We start from the raw sequence: 23,144 nt of genomic DNA, 5'->3' as shown, positions 1-23,144 counted from the left end.
ATTCGCTATAGCTGCCGCCTACTTAGAGCAAGCAACGAAAGGATGTCGCTGTTATCACGAACGCAAAATTCCGTAAACAAGAATATTTTATAACAAAATGCTATCTTTGCATTTGTATTTACAACATATTACAATCTTAAATTCACACAAAAATGCGCTACGCAGAAAATATATTAGGCACAATAGGCAACACACCATTAGTAAAACTCAATAAAATAACTGCTGAAATAGAGGCTTTGGTATTAGCCAAAGTTGAAACATTCAATCCTGGAAATTCTGTAAAAGATAGAATGGCCGTAAAAATGATTGAAGATGCGGAGGCTGATGGACGACTAAAGCCACGCGGAACCATAATTGAAGGTACTTCAGGGAATACAGGAATGGGATTGGCACTAGTCGCTATTATAAAAGGATACAAATTAATTTGTGTTATTTCAGATAAACAGTCCAAAGAAAAAATGGATATCCTTCGTGCTGTAGGTGCTAAAGTTGTGGTTTGTCCTACGGATGTCGAACCTACAGATCCAAGATCGTATTACTCAGTTTCTAAAAGACTGGCTGAAGAAACACCTAATTCTTGGTATGTAAACCAATACGATAATCCTTCAAATGCCATTGCCCATTACGAACAAACAGGGCCTGAGATTTGGGAGCAAACTAATGGTAAAATTACTCATTTTATAGCGGGGGTAGGGACTGGAGGAACAATTTCTGGTGTAGGTAAATATTTGAAAGAGCAGAATCCAAATGTTAAAATTTGGGGAATAGATACTTACGGTTCTGTATTTAAAAAATACCACGAAACAGGGATTTTTGATGAAAACGAGATCTATTCTTATATTACAGAAGGAATTGGGGAAGATATATTACCAAAGAACGTAGACTTTGCTTTAATTGATGGTTTTACAAAAGTAACCGATAAAGATGCTGCGGTTTATACTCGTAAAATAGCGCTTGAGGAAGGGATATTTGTAGGCAATTCAGCTGGAGCAGCAATCAAAGGTCTGCTACAACTTAAGGAACATTTTAAACCAGAGGATGTGGTCGTGGTTCTTTTTCACGATTCAGGAAGCCGTTATGTAGGCAAAATGTTCAACGATGATTGGATGCGTGAACGTGGTTTTCTGGATCAAGAAATCACAAAGGCTGAAGATGTCATCAAAGATCATATTGATAAACCATTAATTGTGGTGCGTACAGAAGAATTGGTTTCGCATGCTATTGAGAGAATGCAAAAATATAAGATTTCTCAAATTCCAGTAATAGACATCACCGGATTTGTTGGTTCTGTTGACGAAAGTGATTTGTTTCAAAGTTATGTAGTTGACAAAGATGTAGCCGATAAACCAATTAAAGATATAATGGGTAAACCTTTTCCAATAGTAAAACATGGAACTTCAATTGAGGAAGTTTCTAAATTATTTACTAGAGAAAATGAAGCTGTTTTAGTGGAATTGGAAAATGGAAATCATCATATTATTACTAAATACGATATTATTGGTTCGATAAAATAAGATAGCTTTACGAATTTATTTGGTATACTCCTGCAAGGTTTTTTAATCTTGCAGGTTTTTTTATTAAGTATGTTTGCTGTTGTAAAAGTACTTGAACCTAAAAGTTCGCTAGATGCAATAAAAAGAAAGCTTTCAAATGCATTGAACTTGCATAATTGACAGTATTTTTGTAAATCTGAAATCAAAACCCTTAACCTGAATCAAATTGACTTTTACTGCTATAGATTTTGAAACAGCAATAGGATATCATCCCTGTTCTGTTGGTATTGTTACCGTTGAAAACGGTATAATCGTTGACGAGTTTGTTACCTTGATTAAACCACCTAATAACTTGTATTCTCCTTTTACCATTCAAGTGCATGGAATATATCCTCGCGATACCTTGAATGCAAAATCATTTGCTCAAGTGTATCCTGAAATTAAAAAAAGACTCCAAAATAGAGTAGTAGTTGCCCACAATGAAAGTTTTGACAGAAATGTTTTGGCTAAATCGATGGCGCTTTACAATCTAGATTACGCTGATTTGAATATCTCTTCCAGATGGGAATGTACCGTTAAAATTTATAAAGCTAAAGGTCTAAAACCAACTAAATTGAGTGATTGTTGTCGGGAAATGAAAATACAATTAAATCATCACGAAGCTTTGTCGGATGCTCGAGCTTGCGCCAAATTATTTTTGATGCGATAATTTGTAAAATTGGTAGTCCAATTGCAATTTATGTAAGTTGTTGTTGCTTTTTTTTACTACATTAGTATTCAATCTAATATGTAAAATATGAAAGAAGATTTCCTTCATTATCTTTGGAAATTTAAGAAATTTGATTCCTTGAATTTGAAAACTTTTAACAATGAGGAAATCACAATTGTCAATGTAGGCCAATATCTTGAACTGGCCGGACCGGACTTTTTTAATGCTCAAATAACGATTGGGAATCAAAAATGGGCTGGAAATGTAGAAATTCATCTTAAATCCTCAGATTGGTATGTGCATCACCACGAAAGAGACGAAGCTTACGAAAACGTGATTTTGCATGTGGTCTGGGAACATGACTCAGAAATCTTCAGAAAAAACAACACAGAGATTCCTGTTTTAGAGCTCAAGAAATATGTTGATGCTGTAACGATATCTAATTATCAATCTTTAATTTCTCCTAAATCATGGATTTTCTGTGAGAAGCAAATTAAAGATGTTGATGCCTTTGTATTTAAAAATTGGAAGGAACGTTTGTTTTTTGAACGTTTGGAAAGAAAATCAAAATCAATATTTGATTTATTGGAACAAACCAATCACGATTGGGAAGCAGTCTTGTTTTGCTTAATTGCAAAAAATTTTGGATTAAATACTAATGGTGATATTTTTTTTAAAATTTCTCAATCTATTCCTTTTTCTATAATTAGAAAAGAAAGTTTCGAGAAAGAAAATTTGGAAGCTTTAATTTTTGGAACAGCTGGATTGTTAGATTTAGAGAAGGAAGATACTTATTTTAAAGATTTAAAATTCAGGTACTTTTATTTACTGCATAAGTATCAATTGGAAAAAAATTGTATCGAACCAGTTCAGTTTTTTAAGCATCGCCCGGATAATTTTCCAACGATTAGGCTTTCTCAGTTGGCCAATTTATACCACAGTCAGCAGAATTTATTTTCGAAAATCAGTTCGTTAAATTCGTTAAAAAGCTGTTATGATTTGTTTCAGGTTTCAACCTCAGAATATTGGTTGAATCATTATCAGTTTGATAAAGAAAGTCCTAAGAAAAGGAAATCGTTGTCCAAATCTTTTATTGATTTGATAGTCATCAATACTATAATTCCGTTACAGTTTGCTTATTCAAAAAGTCAGGGAAAAGAAATTTCTGAGGATTTAATTCAACTGTTAATTGAACTTTCGCCAGAGAAAAATATTATTATTGACAAGTTCAAGTCTTTCGGAATCGTCTCAACAACGGCTTTTGATACTCAGTCACTACTGCAACTAAAAAAAGAATATTGCAATGCAAGTAAATGTTTAGCATGTGCTGTGGGAACCGAATTATTGAAAAAAAGTTAAAATAGGTTTTTTGGATCCGTTTACAATAGAATGTTGTAATTTTGGTATTGAAGAAATGATGGACGAATTTTATACACGAACTAAAAATGTCAGCAGTAATTAAACTTAAATTCTTTTTTGAGAAACACGGTTTTCATGTTTCTTCGCGTTTGGCGGATACCTTAGGAATGCGTGCTAGTAGTGTTCGACTGTTTTTTATTTACTTATCATTTGTCACGGCAGGATTGTGGTTTGCTGTATATTTAACATTGGCTTTTTGGATGCGATTAAAGGATTTAATTCGTGCCAAAAGAACCTCCGTTTTTGATTTGTAAAAAAAAATAATAAATTAACAAAGGGTTCTAGAATAGTTAAACTATTCTAGAACCCTTTGTTAATTTTTACAGGAATTTATTTTTCGGGATTGTTTAATTTACTTTTTTTCTTTCCGTATAAAAAGTAAATCACAACACCCAAGGCCATCCATATTACTAACCGAATCCAACTTTCATAAGGAAGTGAATACATTAAATACAAACAAACCAAAACACCTGCAACAGGTACATAAGGTACAAAAGGAGTTTTGAAAGCTCTTGGTGCATCTGGCATTTTCTTACGCATAACTAAAATACCAATACATACCAATACGAAAGCTAATAAAGTACCAATGCTGACCATGTGTCCTAAATCACTTACCGGAACTAAACCAGCAAATAAACTAACGAAAACCATGAAGAAAAGATTGGTTTTCCAAGGAGTTCTGAATTTTTTGTGGATTTCACTGAAAAAAGGTGGTAGTAAACCATCATTACTCATAGTGTAAAAAACACGACTTTGTCCCATCAACATCACAAGCATCACTGAAGTATATCCCGCCAAAATAGCAACAATCAGCCCTGTTTGAAGGAAATCATATCCTGTGACAGCAAAAGCGGTCGCAGCTGGTTTTGCATCATTTGCAAATTTAAAATAAGGTACAAGACCTGTCATTACATGAGCAAATAAAACATATAAAATAGTACAGATCACTAGAGAACCTAATATTCCAATTGGCATTCCTTTTTGAGGATTTTTTGCTTCTTGCGCTGCGGTAGAAACTGCATCAAAACCAATGAAAGCAAAGAACACAGTTCCTGCCCCTGCTGCAATTCCAGACCATCCAAACTGACCTTTGATCCCTGTATTTTCTGGGATGTAAGGGGTGTAATTTGCAGGGTCAATAAATTGCCAGCCAACAATTATAAAAATAATAACCACGATAACTTTTAGGATTACTAAAACATTATTGATAGAAGCTGATTCTTTGGTTCCTCGTATTAATAACAAGGAAAGGGAGGATACAATAAGCACCGCCGGAAGATTAAAATAACCACCATTTACAACAGTACCGTCACCTAGTGTTAGAGTTTCCCAGGGGGAACAAATAAAATTGGGATTAAGATGGACTCCGTATTTGCTCAATAATTCAAGGAGATAACGAGACCAACTTACTCCTACTGTAGCCGCTCCTAGTGCGTATTCAAGCACTAAGTCCCAGCCAATAATCCAGGCCATAAATTCTCCCATAGTGGCATAGGAATATGTGTAGGCACTACCTGCAACAGGTATCATAGAAGCAAATTCTGCATAGCACAATCCAGCAAAGGCGCACCCAATGGCTGCCAGAATGAAGGAAAGCGTAACGGCTGGTCCTGCATGCTCTGCAGCCGCAATTCCAGTTAATGAAAATAATCCTGCCCCAATTATTGCCCCAACTCCTAATGCAACAAGAGAGCCTGAGGATAATGTTCTTTTTAATCCTTTTTCGGATTCTGATGCTTCATTTAGCAATACCGACAGTGGTTTAGTTTTCCAAATTGACATGGGTTATATGGTTTTGTTTGTTATTAAGCTCCAAATGTATTGTTTTTTATAAAAAATAAAAATATTAATTTAGTTTTAAGGAATAAAAAATAATGTCTTGCCTTTTTTAGTAGTGATAAAAGATAAATTATTCAATCTGGTTTATTGAAAGTATTGATTTTTATTGAAATTTTTTTTTATTTACAAAGTGATTTGTTTTAATTTTATTTCTACTTTTAGAAGCAATATTTCAACGGGCAAATCCATCTGTATTATATGAGTTTCAAAACGATTCAAACGTACTTTAATTTTACCAAGGATCAGCGTACGGGTATCTTTTTCTTGTTTTTAATTATCGTCGTCTTGCAAACTACATATTTCTTTCTAGATCTTAGTGTGGCGAGTAAAGAATATCCTGAAAAGCAAAAGTGGCTTGCTCTTCAATCAGAAATGGATTCGCTAAAAGTAGATTTTAAGAATAAAAAGCCCATCATATACCTCTTTAATCCAAATTTCATAACGGATTATAAAGCGTATAAATTAGGAATGTCGCTGCAGGAAATTGATCGTTTACTCGCTTTTAGAAAGGAAAATAGGTTTGTTAATTCGCCCAAAGAATTCCAAAGTGTGACCAAAATTTCCGATTCCTTATTAAATGAGATGGCACCATATTTTAAATTTCCGGACTGGGTTAACAATAAAAAAAAGGATACCAAATTTAAAGAATACACAGTTTATCAAAATGAGGCTTCTGCCAAAAAAGAAAAAATAATCCTAATCGATATTAATCAGGCGACAAAAGAGGATTTAGTTAAAATATACGGAATTGGCGAGGCTATTTCTGTTCGAATATTAAGACAGAAAGAAACTTTAGGAGGATTTGTTTCTATGGAGCAAATGAAAGAAATTTGGGGATTGTCTCCTGAAGTGATTGAGAATCTAAATACTCATTTTAAAGTCACAACATTAGCTCGATTTAAAAAAATAGAAATCAATAACGCTTCGTTAAAGGAGCTTTCGCAGTTTCATTATTTCAGATATGCGTTGGCCAAGCAAATAGTAACGTACCGAAGTATGTACGGAAATATTAGAAATATTGAGGATTTAACAAAAATTAAGGGATTTCCTGTTGATAAAGCAAATATAATTGGCTTATATTTGGACTTTAATTAGAAGTGTCAAGATTTAATCAACCAGAAAGAATGTTTTTAATACATTTTTAACCGCAAAAACGAAACCTGAAACATTTTTGTATTAATATGTTTCAATTAAAACTATTTAAAAAAAAATAAATAATATATGAATTCAATGTATTTCACTGAAGAACACCAAGCATTTAGAGAAAGTTTAAAAGATTTTTTGCATAAAGAAGTTGTTCCGCATATTGAAAAATGGGAAAAAACGGGTAGGATAGAGCGTTTTATTTGGGAGAAGTTTGGCGATATGGGTTATTTTGGAATTGCTTATCCAGAGGCTTATGGTGGGCTAAATCTTGATTTGTTTTATACTGTTATTTTTCTCGAAGAATTACAAAAAATTAAGTCATCAGGCTTTGCTGCTGCAATGTGGGCTCATGGTTATTTAGCGATGACCCATTTGAATGCAGAGGGTGACGAAAGAATAAAGCAGGACTACTTAGTGCCAAGTATCGCAGGGAAAAAAATAGGTGCACTTTGTATTTCAGAGCCTTTTGGAGGTAGTGACGTTGCAGGAATGCGCACTAATGCTGTGAGGAAAGGGGACAAATATATTATTAATGGTTCTAAAACATTTATTACAAACGGTGTTTATGCAGATTACTATATTGTTGCGGCAAAAACTAATCCTGAACTTGGTAACAAAGGGATAAGTATTTTTTTGATGGATACTAGTTTAAAAGGAATATCGGCTGTAAAGCTTGATAAATTAGGTTGGAGAGCATCAGATACTGCTGAAATTGCTTTTGATAATGTTGAAATTCCAGCAGCAAATTTAATGGGAGAAGAAGGAAAAGGATTTCCTTATATCATGCAGCACTTTGCTTTGGAGCGTTTAATTATGGCGATAAATGCACATGCTAGAGCTGAATATGCTATAGATTACACCATTGATTACATGTCGCAAAGAGAAGCGTTCGGAAAAAAAATCAGTAAGTTTCAGGCCTTGAGGCACACGCTTGTTGAGCATGCAACAGAGGTTGAACATTGTAAGGTGTTTAATTATGCTGCGGTAGGCCGTTTAGATAAAGGGGAATATGTTGTAAAAGAAGCGACTATGGCAAAATTAAAATCTACCAAAGTTGCAGATGAGGCCATATACAGTTGCTTGCAAATGTTAGGTGGGTATGGATATATGGAAGAGTATCCATTAGCACGTTTATTTAGAGACAGTCGTCTTGGGCCAATAGGTGGCGGAACTTCAGAAATACTCAAAGAAATTCTAGGAAAATTAATTATTGATAATAAAAATTATGAGCCAGCAGTAAAATAATTCGGCTGTAATTTGGTTGTTTTGAGTGTGATTATATTGTGCTTATTATGATAAACTAGATTTAATCTTACGTATTTAATCAATAAAAAAAGGAGTCAATCGGGTTTTGACTCCTTTTTTATGTCAAGATGAGTAGTGGATGTCTTCCTCAAGAGCCTTGTAATTGACTCGACTGCGGTGAATAGGTGACGGCGTGTAAAAACGTAATGGGAATCACAATCCTTGTTTTGATAACACATTTAAAATAAAAAGCATTTAGTAACTGAAAATTCAAAATTTTAGTTACTTTTGCACACTTAAAGAAAGGGGGTGTCTATATTATGTTAATTATACCAATTAAAGACGGAGAAAATATCGATAGAGCATTAAAACGCTACAAAAGAAAATTTGATAAAACAGGAACTGTTCGTCAATTAAGAGCGCGTACTGCTTTTATTAAACCTTCAGTTACAAATAGAATCAAAATTCAAAAAGCAGCTTATATCCAAAATATGAGAGATAACTTAGAGAGTTAGATTATCTATTAAATAAAATACCGTTAGTCATCAAAATTTTATAACTTTGATGCTAACGGTTTTTTTATGACTACTAATAAAGATGCATTTCGGGATTATTTGCAATTGGAGAAAAAATATTCTCCTCATACATTAACAGCATATTGTAACGATATTGCTTCTTTTGAATTTTTTAATAAAATTCACTTTGAAGAAGATATTATAGATCAAGTAGGTTATGATCACATTAGAAGTTGGATAGTCTCGCTTGTAGGTGAAGGCGTGTCCAATAGTTCTGTCAATAGGAAAATAGCTTCTTTAAAAGCGTTTTATAAATTTTTGTTAAAGACAAAACAAATCCAAATTAGTCCATTATTAAAGCATAAGGCATTAAAAACTTCTAGAATTTTGCAGATTCCTTTTTCTGAAAAAGAAGTTTTTAATGTTTTAGATCAAGTTCAAAACGCAATTGGATTTGAAGAACTGAGAAATAAACTTATTATTGATTTGCTTTATACCACAGGGATGCGAAGAGCGGAACTAATCCAACTTCAGTTAGCAAATGTTGACATACTAAATAAGTCTATTAAAGTGCTTGGAAAGCGAAGTAAAGAGCGAATCTTGCCTGTTTTACCAATAATTGCTGATCAGTTTTCTCTATATCTGAAGGAAAGGGCATTGTTGGTTACTATAGTTGATGCTGATTTTTTTTTTCTTACCAAAAGAGGATTAAAAATAAATAATTCTGTTGTGTATCGGTTAATAAATTCATACTTTAGTACTGTGTCTGAGAAAGTAAAAAAAAGTCCTCACATTGTACGCCATACCTTCGCTACACATTTATTGAATAATGGCGCTGATTTGAACTCAGTCAAAGAGTTATTAGGGCATTCCAGCTTGGCCTCAACTCAAATTTACACGCACAGTAGTTTGTCTAAGATAAAGAATATTTATAAAGATGCTCATCCGCGAGGGCGCAAATAATTCGTGTTATGTTTAACTAAAATAAAAGATTATGAAGGTAAGTGTTCAAGCAGTCAACTTTACAGTTGACAAAAAGCTAGTAGATTTTGTTCAGGTCCGAATGGACAAGTTGGAAAAATATTATGACAAGGTGGTGTCGGCCGATGTTTTTTTGAAGGTTGAAAAGACTAGTGATAAAGAAAATAAAATTGCTGAGGTTAAAATCAACGTTCCAGGAGATGAATTTTTAGTCAAAAAGCAATGTAAAACTTTTGAAGAGGCGGTAGAACATTCTGCTGAATCTTTAGAACGGTTATTGGTAAAAAGGAAAGAAAAAATAAGTTCTCATATTTAATATGATTTTTTTTTAAAAAAAGTTTTGATTGAGAGATAAAATCTATACATTTGCAGTCCGTTAGAAATAGCGGGCTTTTTTTATTGATTCGCCAGCGTAGCTCAGTTGGCTAGAGCAGCTGATTTGTAATCAGCAGGTCGTGGGTTCGAGTCCCTCCGCCGGCTCAAAATTGTAATGATTTGGTAATGAAAAAAGTAGGGGAGATACTCAAGCGGCCAACGAGGGCAGACTGTAAATCTGCTGTGTAAACTTCGCAGGTTCGAATCCTGCTCTCCCCACGATGAATATTTTAAATATTAAATTATACTTTTTGTAATGATTTAAGTTTCAGTATTTAGAATGTAAAGTGAATTCTCTGCCGGTGTAGCTCAGGGGTAGAGTGCTTCCTTGGTAAGGAAGAGGTCTCGGGTTCAATTCCCGACATTGGCTCAAGTAAGTAGGAAATAGGAATTAATATATAACAAGATTTAAAATTAAGTAAAATGGCAAAGGAAAATTTTAACCGTAACAAGCCCCATTTAAACATTGGAACAATTGGGCATGTGGATCACGGAAAAACAACATTAACTGCGGCAATTACAAAAGTATTGTCTGATGCAGGTTACTGTCAAGCAAAATCATTTGATCAAATTGATAATGCTCCAGAAGAAAAAGAAAGAGGTATTACAATTAATACATCTCACGTTGAGTATGAAACAGCTAATCGTCATTACGCTCACGTTGACTGTCCAGGTCACGCTGATTATGTAAAGAACATGGTTACTGGTGCTGCTCAAATGGATGGTGCAATTCTTGTTGTAGCTGCAACTGACGGACCAATGCCACAAACACGTGAGCATATCCTTTTAGGACGTCAAGTAGGTATTCCTAGAATGGTTGTATTCATGAATAAAGTGGATATGGTTGATGATGAGGAGTTACTTGAATTAGTTGAAATGGAAATCAGAGATTTGTTATCTTTCTACGAATATGATGGAGATAATGGTCCTGTTGTTCAAGGTTCAGCTTTAGGTGGATTGAATAATGATCCAGCTTGGGTACCAAAAATCATTGAATTGATGGAAGCTGTAGACATGTGGATCGAAGAGCCAGTAAGAGATGTTGCAAAACCTTTCTTGATGCCTGTTGAAGATGTATTCTCAATTACAGGTCGTGGAACTGTTGCTACAGGTCGTATTGAAACAGGAGTTGCTAATACAGGAGATCCAGTTGAAATCATTGGTATGGGAGCTGAAAAATTAACTTCTACTATTACTGGAGTTGAGATGTTCCGTAAAATCCTTGATAGAGGTGAAGCTGGAGATAACGTAGGTATTCTTTTAAGAGGTATTCAAAAAGAAGACATCAAAAGAGGAATGGTTATTTGTAAGCCAGGTTCAGTTAAGCCACACGCTACTTTTAAAGCAGAGGTTTATATCTTGAAAAAAGAAGAAGGTGGTCGTCATACGCCATTCCATAATAACTACCGTCCACAGTTTTACGTACGTACAACTGATGTAACAGGTATCATTACTTTGCCTACAGGCGTTGAAATGGTTATGCCTGGGGATAACTTAACAATTGATGTTGTATTGCTTAGTGCAATTGCATTAAGTGTAGGTTTGCGTTTTGCTATCCGTGAAGGTGGTAGAACAGTAGGTGCAGGTCAGGTAACTGAGATTGTAGCTTAATCCTAAATAAGGTATTAAATTTATAAGCCAGTAACTACCTAAAGTTGTTGCTGGCTTTTATTAACAAACGGGCGTAGTTCAAGGGTAGAATAGCGGTCTCCAAAACCGTTGATGGGGGTTCGAATCCCTCCGCCCGTGCAAAAAAATAAATCATAATGACAAAAGTTGTTAATTACATATCAGAGGCATTTGAGGAATTAAAGTCAAATGTTACTTGGCCTGTTTGGGCTGAAGTTCAACGTCTAACGATTGTTGTTGCTGTTTTTTCCGTACTATTCGCTTTGGCAACTTGGGGAGTAGATGAAATTTTCGCAAAAGCTTTGGCTGGATTTTTTAACTGGATAAAAGCATAATTTTTGTTATGGCAGATAATAATATTAAAAAGTGGTATGTCGTTAGGGCAGTAAGCGGTCAAGAGAATAAAGTTAAAGCTTATATCGAGACTGAGATTGCGCGACTAGAAATGGGTGATTACGTTTCACAGGTTTTGGTTCCTACTGAAAAAGTAGTTACTGTAAAGGAAGGAAAAAAAATAATAAAAGATAAAGTTTATTTTCCAGGATATGTTATGATCGAAGCAAATCTAATTGGAGAAATCCCTCATATTATTAAATCTATAACCAGTGTTATTGGTTTTCTGGGAGAGATTAAAGGCGGCGAGCCTGTTCCATTAAGAGTTTCTGAGGTTAATCGTATGTTAGGTAAAGTAGATGAACTGGCTGTTAATGCCGATACTCGTTCAATCCCTTTCAATATAGGTGAAACGATTAAGGTTGTTGATGGTCCTTTTAATGGTTTCAATGGAACTGTTGAGAAAATCAATGAAGAAAAGCGTAAACTAGAAGTAATGGTCAAAATTTTCGGAAGAAAAACACCTTTAGAACTTAGTTTTATGCAAGTAGAAAAAGTATAATTTTTGTTACATCTATAATAACCATTACAATCGCTTCCAAAGATTGTAGTGTAAAATTTTTTAAAAAATGGCTAAAGAAATTAGTAAAGTAGTTAAACTACAAGTTAAGGGAGGTGCCGCGAATCCATCGCCACCGGTTGGACCTGCTTTAGGTGCTGCTGGTGTTAATATCATGGAGTTCTGTAAGCAATTTAATGCTAGAACACAAGATAAAGCCGGCAAAGTTTGCCCTGTGCAAATTACTGTGTACAAAGACAAATCATTTGATTTTGTTGTAAAAACACCACCTGCTGCTGTCCAATTATTGGAAGCTGCAAAGCTAAAATCTGGTTCAGGTGAGCCTAATCGTAAGAAAGTAGCTAGTGTTACTTGGGACGTAATTAGAACAATCGCCGAAGATAAAATGGTGGATTTAAATGCATTCACTATCGAATCCGCTATGAGCATGATCGCAGGAACGGCTAGATCTATGGGTATAACTGTAACTGGAGATTCTCCTCTAAAACAAGCTTAAGACATGGCAAAATTAACAAAAAAGCAAAAAGAGGCTGCTTCAAAAATTGAAAAGAACAAACTTTACTCCCTTAAAGATGCTGCGGCATTATTAAAAGTAGTTGCTTCTGCAAAATTTGATGAGTCTGTTGATATCGCAGTTCGTTTGGGTGTAGATCCAAGAAAAGCGAATCAAATGGTTAGAGGTGTGGTTACATTACCTCACGGAACTGGTAAAGACGTTAAAGTGTTAGCACTAGTTACTCCAGACAAAGAAGCGGAAGCTTTAGCGGCTGGTGCAGACTATGTTGGTCTTGACGATTATTTACAAAAGATAAAAGACGGTTGGACGGATGTTGATGTAATTATCACTATGCCTTCTGTTATGGGTAAATTAGGTCCGTTAGGTCGTATTTTAGGACCAAGAGGTTTAATGCCTAACCCGAAAACAGGAACTGTGACTATGGATGTTGCAAAAGCTGTTCAAGAGGTAAAAGCTGGTAAAATCGATTTTAAAGTTGATAAAACTGGTATTGTGCATGCAGGGATTGGTAAAGTTTCTTTTGGAGCTGAACAGATTGTTGACAATGCTCACGAAATTATTCAAACATTAATCAAACTTAAACCAACTGCGGCTAAGGGAACTTACATCAAAAGTATTTACCTAACTAGCACGATGAGTCCTGCAATTGCATTGGACCCAAAAGCAGTGTAATTGGTAGTTAAAAATTTTTAGTATGACTAGAGAAGAAAAATCAATCGCGATTGAAGTTTTAACTGCACAGTTAGCTGGTACAAATATTATTTATGTATCTGATATTTCTGGTATGAATGCAGAATCAACTACAAACTTAAGAAGAGCTTGTTACAAAGCTGGTGTTAAGCTAGAAGTAGTTAAAAATACTTTACTTGCCAAAGCAATGGAAGCTTCAGCTAATGATTATGGAGAGTTACCTTCAATTTTGACAGGTAATAGTGCTATATTTATTTCTGAAATTGCAAATGCTCCGGGTAAGATAATTAAAGATTTCAGAAAAAAATCAGCTAAACCTTTATTGAAGGGAGCTTATATTAATGCTGAAGTTTATATTGGAGACGACCAATTAGATGCATTAGCAACTATCAAATCTAAAGAAGAGCTTATTGGCGAACTTATTGGATTATTGCAGTCACCAGCACAAAGAGTTATTGCTGCGCTTCAGAACCAATTTGCGAAAAGCGAAGAAGTTACAGAAGAAGTGGAAGCCTAATAAAATTAGGTATTTATCCTATTTTTGTTAAAAAAAAGAACGCACATAATAAATTATATTTTTACAAATCATTTTAAAACGATAGAAAAAATGGCAGATTTGAAACAATTCGCAGAACAATTGGTTAACCTAACGGTAAAAGAAGTTAACGAATTAGCAACAATATTAAAAGATGAGTACGGAATCGAACCAGCTGCTGCAGCTGTAGTAGTTTCAGGTGGTGGCGAAGCCGCTGCTGAGGATGTTCAAACTGAATTTACAGTAGTATTAAAAGCAGCTGGTGCTTCTAAATTAGCTGTTGTAAAGTTAGTTAAAGAACTTACTGGTTTAGGATTGAAAGAAGCTAAAGATGTTGTTGATAGCGCACCAAGTAATATTAAAGAAGGTGTAACTAAAGATGAAGCAGAAGCACTTAAAAAATCTTTGGAAGAAGCAGGAGCTGAGGTTGAACTTAAATAGTTTTACTTGGTTTTAAGAATTAGGTTTAGGTCTTGGATTCATATCCAAAGACCTAAACCATTTTTCGTATAATAAAATTTTACCCCATTTTATTATAAATTAAAGTTTAAAATACAAAAGTGTTTTTAAATCAATACGATGAAAGAAAATAAATGTTAAGAGTTTGCTCTTATATTATTTTTAAAGAGGTATTGATTAAAAAAAGAAAGTATCGGTTAAACAGTGTTTTACACAAATAAATTACTTTTTTTTAATCAAAATTTTGTCCATAGATGATAACAAATCAGACTGAAAGATTGAATTTTGCCTCTACAAAAAATATTCCTGACTATCCAGATTTTCTAGATGTTCAGGTTAAATCGTTTAAAGATTTTTTTCAATTAGAAACTAAATCTGACGAAAGAGGCGACGAGGGATTATACAATACCTTCATGGAAAATTTTCCAATTACAGATACAAGAAATAACTTTGTATTGGAGTTCCTTGATTATTTTGTAGATCCACCGCGTTACACAATTCAAGAATGTATAGAAAGAGGTCTTACGCATAGTGTACCCTTAAAAGCGAGGTTAAAGCTATATTGTACAGACCCAGAACATGAAGATTTTGAGACTATTGTTCAGGATGTATATCTTGGTACAATTCCTTACATGACACCAAGTGGTACCTTTGTTATTAATGGTGCTGAACGTGTGGTTGTATCGCAATTACACCGATCTCCAGGTGTATTCTTTGGACAATCGTTCCATGCAAATGGTACCAAATTGTACTCAGCTAGAGTAATTCCATTTAAGGGTTCTTGGATAGAATTTTCGACAGATATTAATAGCGTCATGTATGCTTATATCGATAGAAAGAAAAAATTACCAGTTACTACTCTTTTTAGAGCGATTGGTTTTGAAAGAGATAAAGACATTTTGGAAATTTTTGATCTTGCAGAAGAAATTAAGGTTTCTAAAACAGGACTTAAAAAATATATCGGTAGAAAACTTGCTGCTCGTGTTTTAAATACTTGGCATGAAGATTTCGTAGATGAAGATACTGGTGAAGTCGTTTCTATTGAACGAAATGAAATAATTCTTGATAGAGATACTATTATCGATAAAGATAATGTAGAAGAAATTATAGATTCTAATGTTAAATCTATTTTACTTCACAAGGAGGATGCCAATCAAGGTGATTATGCGATTATTCATAACACACTGCAAAAAGATCCAACTAACTCTGAAAAAGAAGCTGTTGAACATATTTATAGACAACTGCGTAACGCTGAACCGCCTGATGAAGAAACTGCTCGCGGTATCATTGATAAATTATTTTTCTCTGATCAACGTTATAATTTAGGTGAAGTAGGTCGTTACAGAATTAATAAAAAATTAGGGTTAGATACTCCAATGGAAAAGCAAGTCTTGACCAAAGAAGATATCATTACCATAGTTAAATATTTGATTGAATTAATCAACTCCAAAGCAGAGATTGATGATATTGATCACTTATCAAATAGACGTGTACGGACAGTTGGCGAGCAAATGTCGCAACAATTCGGCGTTGGTTTGGCTCGTATGGCCAGAACCATTAGAGAGCGTATGAACGTTAGAGATAACGAGGTGTTTACACCAATAGATTTGATTAATGCAAAAACATTATCTTCTGTTATCAACTCTTTCTTTGGAACAAATCAGTTGTCTCAGTTTATGGATCAAACAAATCCACTAGCCGAGATTACGCATAAAAGAAGATTATCTGCACTAGGACCAGGTGGACTTTCAAGAGAAAGAGCAGGGTTTGAAGTACGTGATGTTCACTATACGCATTACGGGCGTTTATGTCCAATTGAAACTCCAGAGGGACCAAATATTGGTTTGATTTCATCTTTGGGTGTTTATGCGAAGGTAAATGGAATGGGTTTCATTGAAACACCGTATCGTAAAGTAACTAACGGTGTAGTTGATTTAGTGACTACTCCAATTTATTTGAGCGCAGAAGAAGAAGAGGGAATGTTGATTGCTCAAGCAAACATTGAAATGGATGCCACAGGAAAAATCATTGCCGAAAACGTAATTGCACGTCAAGAAGGTGATTTCCCCGTGATTGAACCTTCAAGAGTAGATTACACGGATGTTGCGCCGAATCAAATTGCTTCAATTTCAGCATCTTTAATTCCTTTCTTGGAACATGATGATGCGAATAGAGCATTGATGGGATCTAACATGATGCGTCAGGCCGTACCATTAATACGTCCTGAAGCTCCAATTGTTGGAACTGGTTTAGAACGTCAGGTTGCTTCTGATTCCAGAGTTTTAATTAACGCTGAAGGAGATGGAACTGTTGAATATGTTGATGCTAATATTATCACAATCAAATATGATCGTTCTGAAGAAGAAAGAATGGTTAGCTTTGAATCAGATGAGAAAACATACAATTTAATAAAATTTAGAAAAACCAATCAAGGTACTAGTATCAATCTAAAACCGATCGTAAGAAGAGGGGACAGAGTGATTTTTGGTCAAGTGTTATCCGAAGGATATGCTACTCAAAATGGTGAGTTAGCTTTAGGTCGTAACCTAAAAGTAGCTTTTATGCCATGGAAAGGGTATAATTTTGAGGATGCGATTGTAATTTCTGAAAAAGTAGTTCGTGATGATATTTTTACCTCAATTCATGTGGATGATTATTCATTAGAGGTTAGAGATACTAAATTAGGTAACGAAGAATTGACTAATGATATTCCAAACGTTTCTGAAGAAGCTACTAAAGATTTAGATGAAAATGGAATGATTAGAATTGGAGCCGAAGTTAAACCAGGTGACATTCTAATTGGAAAAATTACTCCAAAAGGGGAATCAGATCCTACTCCGGAAGAGAAATTGCTTCGCGCAATCTTTGGGGATAAAGCAGGTGATGTAAAAGATGCTTCATTGAAAGCTTCTCCTTCTTTACATGGTGTTGTTTTAGATAAAAAATTGTTCGCAAGAGCGGTTAAAGATAAACGCAAACGTACTCAAGATAAAGATGCTTTAGGGGCACTTGAAATGGAGTTTGAGGTTAAATTTGTTGAACTAAAAGACAAATTGATTGAAAAACTTTTCTTGATTGTAAACGGAAAAACATCTCAAGGTGTAATGAATGATTTGGGTGAGGAAGTTTTACCAAAAGGTAAGAAATACACTCAAAAAATGCTATATGCTGTTGAAGATTTTGCTCACTTAAGTAAAGGTCAATGGGTTGCTGATGATGCAACCAATAAAATGGTTAATGATTTAATTCATAACTATAAAATTAAATTGAACGATTTACAAGGTGCTTTGCGTAGAGAAAAATTCACAATCACTGTTGGAGATGAATTGCCAGCAGGAATTCTGAAATTAGCAAAAGTATACATTGCTAAAAAACGTAAACTGAAAGTTGGGGATAAAATGGCGGGACGTCACGGTAACAAAGGAATCGTTGCTCGTATCGTTCGTCATGAAGATATGCCTTTCCTTGAAGATGGAACACCAGTTGATATCGTGTTGAACCCATTAGGTGTACCTTCACGTATGAATATTGGTCAAATTTATGAAACTGTTCTTGGTTGGGCTGGTATGAACTTGGGTAGAAAATTTGCTACACCAATTTTTGACGGAGCAACTCTTGATCAAATTAATGAATTGACTGATGAAGCTGGAATACCACGTTTTGGACATACACATTTATATGATGGTGGTACAGGAGAGCGTTTCCATCAAGCTGCAACAGTTGGAGTAATCTACATGTTGAAACTTGGACACATGGTTGACGATAAAATGCACGCACGTTCTATAGGTCCATACTCATTGATTACGCAGCAGCCACTTGGGGGTAAAGCGCAATTTGGAGGTCAACGTTTTGGAGAGATGGAGGTTTGGGCACTTGAAGCTTATGGAGCATCAAGTACATTAAGAGAAATCTTGACTGTGAAGTCTGATGATGTTATTGGTAGAGCAAAAACTTACGAAGCAATCGTTAAGGGTGAATCTATGCCGGAACCAGGATTACCAGAATCATTCAATGTACTAATGCATGAGTTGAAGGGTCTTGGACTTGATATTAGATTAGAAGAATAGATTAAAATTTGCCAACAGTAGAGACGCGATTATTCGTTTCTCTACTTTGGTATTTATAAAGGTTTTTAGGATTTATACTCGTAAACCGTTCCGATTTTTTACTTAGACTTGATTAAGTCTTGTAATTAGCACTTCAAATATTTTAATTGAGGTTTAGAGAAGTAATTCGAGGTAGTGTTTAGGTCTAAAGTTTGAGAGTTCAAATCGTAAAGTTATTCGTGATTTTATAGATATGGTAATTGACTTTTTTCTAAAACAAAAATTAATTTTTTAATTACAAATAAATCAATAGTAAAAGCTATGATGAATAACAGAAATAATAATAAAGATAAAAACCCAATTAAAAGGTTTAATAAAATATCTATCGGCCTTTCTTCCCCTGAAGCGATCTTGAAAGAGTCAAGAGGTGAAGTATTAAAGCCGGAAACAATCAACTACAGAACGCACAAGCCAGAGCGTGATGGACTTTTCTGTGAACGTATTTTTGGACCAGTTAAGGATTTTGAATGTGCTTGTGGTAAATACAAAAGAATTCGTTACAAAGGAATTATTTGTGACCGTTGTGGTGTTGAAGTTACGGAGAAAAAAGTACGTAGAGATAGAGTAGGTCACATCAATTTAGTTGTGCCAATTGCTCATATTTGGTATTTCCGTTCTCTTCCAAACAAAATTGGTTATATCCTTGGTCTTCCATCTAAGAAATTAGACATGATTATTTACTACGAAAGATACGTAGTAATCCAAGCAGGTATTGCAAAAAATGCAGAAGGTGAATCAGTACAAAGATTAGACTTTTTGACAGAAGAAGAATATTTAAATATTTTAGATACGCTTCCTGCTGACAATCAGTATTTGGACGATTTTGATCCTAATAAGTTTGTTGCCAAAATGGGAGCAGAATGTATAATGGATTTATTGGCCAGAATTGATTTAGATCAATTGTCTTACCAATTGCGACATAATGCTAACAATGAAACGTCTAAACAACGTAAAACTGAAGCGTTAAAAAGATTACAAGTTGTTGAATCTTTTCGGGAGTCTAACTTGAACCGTGAGAATCGTCCAGAATGGATGATTATGAAAGTTGTTCCCGTTATTCCACCAGAATTACGTCCTTTAGTTCCACTTGATGGAGGTCGTTTTGCAACTTCAGATTTAAATGATTTATACCGTCGTGTAATTATACGTAACAATCGTTTGAAAAGATTAATGGAGATTAAAGCTCCAGAAGTTATTTTAAGAAACGAAAAACGGATGTTACAAGAATCAGTAGATTCTCTTTTCGATAATACGCGTAAAGCTTCTGCTGTAAAAACAGAATCAAACCGTCCTTTGAAATCATTATCTGATTCCCTAAAAGGTAAACAAGGTCGTTTCCGTCAAAACTTACTTGGTAAACGTGTGGATTATTCTGCTCGTTCGGTAATTGTTGTTGGACCAGAATTGAAATTGTCTGAATGTGGTATCCCAAAAGATATGGCAGCTGAATTATACAAACCTTTCGTTATCCGTAAATTGATAGAAAGAGGAATTGTAAAAACAGTTAAATCAGCGAAGAAAATAATAGATAAGAAAGAGCCTGTAGTTTGGGATATCCTTGAAAATGTCATCAAAGGTCACCCAATTTTACTGAATCGTGCTCCTACTTTGCACAGATTAGGTATTCAAGCATTCCAACCAAAATTAATTGAAGGAAAAGCAATCCAATTGCATCCTTTAGTTTGTACTGCATTTAATGCGGATTTTGATGGGGATCAAATGGCTGTTCACTTGCCGTTAGGACCAGAGGCTATTTTGGAAGCACAACTATTAATGTTGGGTTCTCATAATATTTTGAATCCTGCAAATGGTGCTCCAATTACAGTGCCTTCTCAGGATATGGTTTTGGGTCTATATTATATGACCAAAGAACGTTTAACAACTCCTGAACATAAAATTTTAGGAGAAGGAATTACATTCTACTCAGCTGAAGAGGTAAATATTGCTTTGAATGAAGGCAGATTAGAATTGAATGCTTCTGTAAAAATTAGAGCAAAACATTTTAATGATGCAGGTGAATTAGTTTTCCAAATCATTAAAACTACTGCAGGTCGTGTATTATTTAATGAAGTAGTACCAGAAGCTGCAGGATATATCAATGATGTATTGACTAAGAAAAACCTTAGAGATATTATCGGACACGTTTTAAGCGCTACTGATGTGCCTACAACGGCAGTTTTCTTGGATAATATGAAGGACATGGGGTACAAATTTGCCTTTAAAGGTGGTTTGTCATTCTCCCTTGGTGATATTAGAATTCCAGATCAAAAACCAAAATTAATTGCTGATGCCAGAGAACAAGTTCAAGGTATTTCTGCTAATTATAACATGGGTTTAATTACTAATAACGAACGTTACAACCAAGTTATTGATGTATGGACTTCAGCAAATGCTCAATTGACAGAGCTTGCAATGAAAAACATTAGAGAAGACCAACAAGGTTTCAACTCAGTGTATATGATGCTTGATTCTGGAGCAAGGGGTTCCAAAGAACAAATTCGTCAGTTAACCGGTATGCGTGGTTTGATGGCTAAGCCGAAAAAATCTACAGCTGGTGGTGGTGAAATTATTGAAAACCCGATTCTTTCGAACTTTAAAGAAGGTCTTTCGATTCTTGAGTATTTTATTTCTACTCACGGTGCGCGCAAAGGTCTTGCGGATACTGCTTTAAAAACAGCCGATGCAGGATACCTAACAAGAAGATTGCATGATGTATCTCAAGATGTTATTGTAAACATTGAAGACTGTGGTACACTAAGAGGTGTTGAAGTGTCAGCATTGAAGAAAAATGAAGAAATTGTTGAATCACTTGGAGAAAGAATTTTAGGGCGTGTTGCTTTACAAGATTTGATCAATCCTTTGACCAACGAGATTTTAGTTCACTCCGGAGAGCAAATCACCGAAGTTATCATGAAAGCAATCGATGCTTCTCCTATCGAGAAAGTTGAAGTACGTTCTCCGTTAACTTGTGAAGCATTGAAAGGTATTTGTGCTAAATGTTACGGTAGAAATTTAGCTACTGGTAAAATGACACAAAGAGGTGAAGCAGTTGGTGTAATTGCTGCACAATCTATTGGAGAACCTGGTACACAGTTAACATTACGTACATTCCACGTTGGTGGAGTTGCGGGTGGTATTTCTGAAGAGTCTAGTATCGTTACGAAATTTAATGGTAAACTAGAAATTGAAGATCTAAAAACAGTTAAAGGTGAAGATAATGATGGTAACGCAGTCACTATTGTAGTCTCTCGTTCTTCTGAATTGAAATTAGTGGATGAAAAAACAGGTATTTTGTTAAGTACCAATAATATTCCTTACGGTTCTAGTATTTTCTTCAAAGACGGCCAGTCCGTAGTTAAAGGAGATGTGATTTGTAAATGGGATCCTTATAATGGAGTTATCGTTTCTGAATTTACGGGTAAAATTGCTTACGAAGAATTAGAGCAAGGTCAATCATTCATGGTTGAAATTGATGAGCAAACTGGTTTCCAAGAAAAGGTAATTTCTGAATCTAGAGCTAAAAAATTAATTCCTACTTTATTGGTTTACGGTAAAGATAATGAGTTGATTCGTTCGTATAACTTACCTGTTGGAGCCCACTTGATGGTTGAAAACGGTGAGAAAATTAAGGCAGGTAAAGTTTTGGTAAAAATCCCTCGTCGTTCTTCTAAGTCAGGAGATATTACAGGAGGTTTACCAAGAATTACAGAGCTTTTAGAAGCGCGTAATCCTTCAAACCCAGCAGTTGTATCTGAAATTGATGGTGTTGTTTCTTTTGGAAAAATCAAAAGAGGAAACCGTGAGGTTGTTATCGAATCTAAATTTGGTGATATTAGAAAATACTTGGTTAAATTATCAAGCCAAATTCTAGTTCAGGAAAATGACTTTGTAAGAGCAGGTGTACCGTTGTCAGATGGCGCTATTACTCCAGACGATATTTTAAGAATTCAAGGACCAGCAGCTGTTCAACAGTATTTGGTTAATGAAATTCAAGAAGTATACCGTTTGCAAGGGGTAAAAATTAACGACAAACACTTTGAAGTAGTAATACGTCAGATGATGCGTAAAGTAAGAGTTCAAGATCCTGGAGATACTTTGTTCTTAGAAGATCAATTAATTCACACTAAAGATTTTATCTATCAAAATGATAAACTGTACGGTATGAAAGTGGTTGAGGATGCTGGAGATTCTGGAGCTTTAAAAGAAGGACAAATTATTACGCCTCGTGAGTTGCGTGATGAAAATTCTCTATTGAAACGTACGGATAAAAACCTTGTTGTGGCTCGTGATGTTGTTACTGCAACTGCAACACCAGTTTTACAAGGTATTACAAGAGCCTCTCTTCAAACTAAATCATTCATTTCTGCTGCTTCTTTCCAAGAAACGACTAAAGTATTGAACGAAGCTGCTGTTGCAGGTAAAATCGATTATTTAGAAGGATTGAAAGAAAATGTAATTGTTGGACATAGAATTCCTGCCGGAACTGGTATGAGAGAATATGACAATACAATTGTAGGTTCAAAAGAAGATTACAATGATATGATGGCTAACAAAGAAGAATATATCTACTAAG

Annotated in this window: 19 protein-coding genes and 4 tRNA genes; 22 read left to right on the top strand and 1 reads right to left on the bottom strand. The window is 34.8% G+C overall.

Going from position 1 to position 23,144, the window contains the following annotated elements; all coding sequences use genetic code 11:
- Window positions 1–152 precede the first annotated feature (152 nt).
- The 4 genes from ACEN2F_RS12505 to ACEN2F_RS12490 all read left to right on the top strand — a co-directional run bounded on the left by ACEN2F_RS12505 (window position 153) and on the right by ACEN2F_RS12490 (window position 3,875).
- On the top strand, window positions 153–1,514 hold the full coding sequence (locus ACEN2F_RS12505; RefSeq protein WP_441739543.1) for a pyridoxal-phosphate dependent enzyme: 1,362 nt from the start codon (window positions 153–155) through the stop codon (window positions 1,512–1,514).
- A 205-nt stretch (window positions 1,515–1,719) separates the two neighbouring features.
- Window positions 1,720–2,202, top strand: coding sequence for a 3'-5' exonuclease (locus ACEN2F_RS12500; protein WP_441739541.1), 483 nt, complete (start codon window positions 1,720–1,722; stop codon window positions 2,200–2,202).
- A gap of 87 nt (window positions 2,203–2,289) precedes the next feature.
- Entirely contained in the window at window positions 2,290–3,561 is a 1,272-nt protein-coding gene (locus ACEN2F_RS12495; RefSeq protein ID WP_441739540.1) for a DUF2851 family protein, read from the top strand.
- An 86-nt stretch (window positions 3,562–3,647) separates the two neighbouring features.
- Window positions 3,648–3,875: a PspC domain-containing protein gene (locus ACEN2F_RS12490; RefSeq protein WP_126451893.1), complete on the top strand. Its 228-nt coding sequence runs from the start codon at window positions 3,648–3,650 to the stop codon at window positions 3,873–3,875.
- Window positions 3,876–3,951: 76 nt separating this feature from the next.
- Here ACEN2F_RS12490 and ACEN2F_RS12485 read toward each other — a convergent pair whose 3' ends face one another.
- Window positions 3,952–5,403, bottom strand: a complete 1,452-nt coding sequence (locus ACEN2F_RS12485; RefSeq protein WP_441739538.1) for an amino acid permease — start codon at window positions 5,401–5,403, stop codon at window positions 3,952–3,954.
- 255 nt (window positions 5,404–5,658) lie between these two features.
- Here ACEN2F_RS12485 and ACEN2F_RS12480 point away from each other — a divergent pair, with 255 nt between their 5' ends.
- The 18 genes from ACEN2F_RS12480 (at window position 5,659) to rpoC (ending at window position 23,143) form a co-directional block, all read left to right on the top strand.
- On the top strand, window positions 5,659–6,555 hold the full coding sequence (locus ACEN2F_RS12480; RefSeq protein ID WP_441739536.1) for a ComEA family DNA-binding protein: 897 nt from the start codon (window positions 5,659–5,661) through the stop codon (window positions 6,553–6,555).
- Between the two features lie 126 nt (window positions 6,556–6,681).
- On the top strand, window positions 6,682–7,851 hold the full coding sequence (locus tag ACEN2F_RS12475) for an acyl-CoA dehydrogenase family protein (protein WP_441739534.1): 1,170 nt from the start codon (window positions 6,682–6,684) through the stop codon (window positions 7,849–7,851).
- A 320-nt stretch (window positions 7,852–8,171) separates the two neighbouring features.
- Window positions 8,172–8,366: a 30S ribosomal protein S21 gene (gene rpsU / locus ACEN2F_RS12470; RefSeq protein ID WP_035670421.1), complete on the top strand. Its 195-nt coding sequence runs from the start codon at window positions 8,172–8,174 to the stop codon at window positions 8,364–8,366.
- A gap of 66 nt (window positions 8,367–8,432) precedes the next feature.
- Complete coding sequence (locus ACEN2F_RS12465; RefSeq protein ID WP_441739532.1) at window positions 8,433–9,329, top strand: tyrosine-type recombinase/integrase; 897 nt, start codon at window positions 8,433–8,435, stop codon at window positions 9,327–9,329.
- 31 nt (window positions 9,330–9,360) lie between these two features.
- Window positions 9,361–9,663: a ribosome hibernation-promoting factor, HPF/YfiA family gene (hpf, locus tag ACEN2F_RS12460; RefSeq protein WP_441739530.1), complete on the top strand. Its 303-nt coding sequence runs from the start codon at window positions 9,361–9,363 to the stop codon at window positions 9,661–9,663.
- 90 nt (window positions 9,664–9,753) lie between these two features.
- Window positions 9,754–9,827, top strand: a tRNA-Thr gene (locus ACEN2F_RS12455).
- Window positions 9,828–9,860: 33 nt separating this feature from the next.
- Window positions 9,861–9,941, top strand: a tRNA-Tyr gene (locus tag ACEN2F_RS12450).
- Window positions 9,942–10,020: 79 nt separating this feature from the next.
- Window positions 10,021–10,092: transfer RNA gene (locus tag ACEN2F_RS12445), tRNA-Thr, on the top strand.
- Between the two features lie 53 nt (window positions 10,093–10,145).
- On the top strand, window positions 10,146–11,333 hold the full coding sequence (gene tuf / locus ACEN2F_RS12440; protein ID WP_441739529.1) for an elongation factor Tu: 1,188 nt from the start codon (window positions 10,146–10,148) through the stop codon (window positions 11,331–11,333).
- Window positions 11,334–11,400: 67 nt separating this feature from the next.
- Window positions 11,401–11,471 (top strand) — tRNA-Trp (locus tag ACEN2F_RS12435).
- Between the two features lie 17 nt (window positions 11,472–11,488).
- A complete protein-coding gene (gene secE, locus ACEN2F_RS12430; protein WP_126455881.1) occupies window positions 11,489–11,686 on the top strand; it encodes a preprotein translocase subunit SecE in 198 nt (65 codons plus the stop codon).
- A gap of 8 nt (window positions 11,687–11,694) precedes the next feature.
- A complete protein-coding gene (gene nusG / locus ACEN2F_RS12425; RefSeq protein ID WP_441739527.1) occupies window positions 11,695–12,246 on the top strand; it encodes a transcription termination/antitermination protein NusG in 552 nt (183 codons plus the stop codon).
- Between the two features lie 67 nt (window positions 12,247–12,313).
- Entirely contained in the window at window positions 12,314–12,760 is a 447-nt protein-coding gene (rplK, locus tag ACEN2F_RS12420; protein ID WP_441739525.1) for a 50S ribosomal protein L11, read from the top strand.
- A gap of 3 nt (window positions 12,761–12,763) precedes the next feature.
- On the top strand, window positions 12,764–13,453 hold the full coding sequence (gene rplA, locus ACEN2F_RS12415) for a 50S ribosomal protein L1 (RefSeq protein WP_441739523.1): 690 nt from the start codon (window positions 12,764–12,766) through the stop codon (window positions 13,451–13,453).
- 22 nt (window positions 13,454–13,475) lie between these two features.
- Complete coding sequence (gene rplJ, locus ACEN2F_RS12410; protein ID WP_441739521.1) at window positions 13,476–13,988, top strand: 50S ribosomal protein L10; 513 nt, start codon at window positions 13,476–13,478, stop codon at window positions 13,986–13,988.
- A gap of 90 nt (window positions 13,989–14,078) precedes the next feature.
- The gene (rplL, locus tag ACEN2F_RS12405) at window positions 14,079–14,447 is read left to right on the top strand and encodes a 50S ribosomal protein L7/L12 (protein WP_441739519.1); all 369 of its coding nucleotides are present in this window, start codon (window positions 14,079–14,081) and stop codon (window positions 14,445–14,447) included.
- A gap of 272 nt (window positions 14,448–14,719) precedes the next feature.
- Window positions 14,720–18,532, top strand: a complete 3,813-nt coding sequence (gene rpoB / locus ACEN2F_RS12400) for a DNA-directed RNA polymerase subunit beta (RefSeq protein WP_441739517.1) — start codon at window positions 14,720–14,722, stop codon at window positions 18,530–18,532.
- A gap of 300 nt (window positions 18,533–18,832) precedes the next feature.
- Window positions 18,833–23,143, top strand: a complete 4,311-nt coding sequence (gene rpoC, locus ACEN2F_RS12395; RefSeq protein WP_441739515.1) for a DNA-directed RNA polymerase subunit beta' — start codon at window positions 18,833–18,835, stop codon at window positions 23,141–23,143.
- Window position 23,144 lies beyond the last annotated feature (1 nt).

The organism is Flavobacterium sp. W20_MBD1_R3 (assembly GCF_052119725.1).
In the GTDB taxonomy this organism is placed as follows: Bacteria; Bacteroidota; Bacteroidia; order Flavobacteriales; family Flavobacteriaceae; genus Flavobacterium.
Note: the sequence above shows the minus strand (reverse complement) of the source record. Positions and strands in the feature narration are given on the sequence as shown.

Excerpts from the sequence above, each read along its gene's own strand:
- rpoB (WP_441739517.1), top strand. The coding sequence starts at position 14,720 with ATGATAACAAATCAGACTGAAAGATTGAATTTTGCCTCTACAAAAAAT.
- rpoC (WP_441739515.1), top strand. The coding sequence starts at position 18,833 with ATGATGAATAACAGAAATAATAATAAAGATAAAAACCCAATTAAAAGG.
- rplK (WP_441739525.1), top strand. The coding sequence starts at position 12,314 with ATGGCTAAAGAAATTAGTAAAGTAGTTAAACTACAAGTTAAGGGAGGT.
- nusG (WP_441739527.1), top strand. The coding sequence starts at position 11,695 with ATGGCAGATAATAATATTAAAAAGTGGTATGTCGTTAGGGCAGTAAGC.
- hpf (WP_441739530.1), top strand. The coding sequence starts at position 9,361 with ATGAAGGTAAGTGTTCAAGCAGTCAACTTTACAGTTGACAAAAAGCTA.
- tuf (WP_441739529.1), top strand. The coding sequence starts at position 10,146 with ATGGCAAAGGAAAATTTTAACCGTAACAAGCCCCATTTAAACATTGGA.
- ACEN2F_RS12505 (WP_441739543.1), top strand. The coding sequence starts at position 153 with ATGCGCTACGCAGAAAATATATTAGGCACAATAGGCAACACACCATTA.
- rplJ (WP_441739521.1), top strand. The coding sequence starts at position 13,476 with ATGACTAGAGAAGAAAAATCAATCGCGATTGAAGTTTTAACTGCACAG.
- ACEN2F_RS12465 (WP_441739532.1), top strand. The coding sequence starts at position 8,433 with ATGACTACTAATAAAGATGCATTTCGGGATTATTTGCAATTGGAGAAA.
- rplA (WP_441739523.1), top strand. The coding sequence starts at position 12,764 with ATGGCAAAATTAACAAAAAAGCAAAAAGAGGCTGCTTCAAAAATTGAA.
- ACEN2F_RS12480 (WP_441739536.1), top strand. The coding sequence starts at position 5,659 with ATGAGTTTCAAAACGATTCAAACGTACTTTAATTTTACCAAGGATCAG.
- rplL (WP_441739519.1), top strand. The coding sequence starts at position 14,079 with ATGGCAGATTTGAAACAATTCGCAGAACAATTGGTTAACCTAACGGTA.
- rpsU (WP_035670421.1), top strand. The coding sequence starts at position 8,172 with ATGTTAATTATACCAATTAAAGACGGAGAAAATATCGATAGAGCATTA.
- ACEN2F_RS12475 (WP_441739534.1), top strand. The coding sequence starts at position 6,682 with ATGAATTCAATGTATTTCACTGAAGAACACCAAGCATTTAGAGAAAGT.
- ACEN2F_RS12485 (WP_441739538.1), bottom strand. The coding sequence starts at position 5,403 with ATGTCAATTTGGAAAACTAAACCACTGTCGGTATTGCTAAATGAAGCA.
- ACEN2F_RS12495 (WP_441739540.1), top strand. The coding sequence starts at position 2,290 with ATGAAAGAAGATTTCCTTCATTATCTTTGGAAATTTAAGAAATTTGAT.
- ACEN2F_RS12490 (WP_126451893.1), top strand. The coding sequence starts at position 3,648 with ATGTCAGCAGTAATTAAACTTAAATTCTTTTTTGAGAAACACGGTTTT.
- secE (WP_126455881.1), top strand. The coding sequence starts at position 11,489 with ATGACAAAAGTTGTTAATTACATATCAGAGGCATTTGAGGAATTAAAG.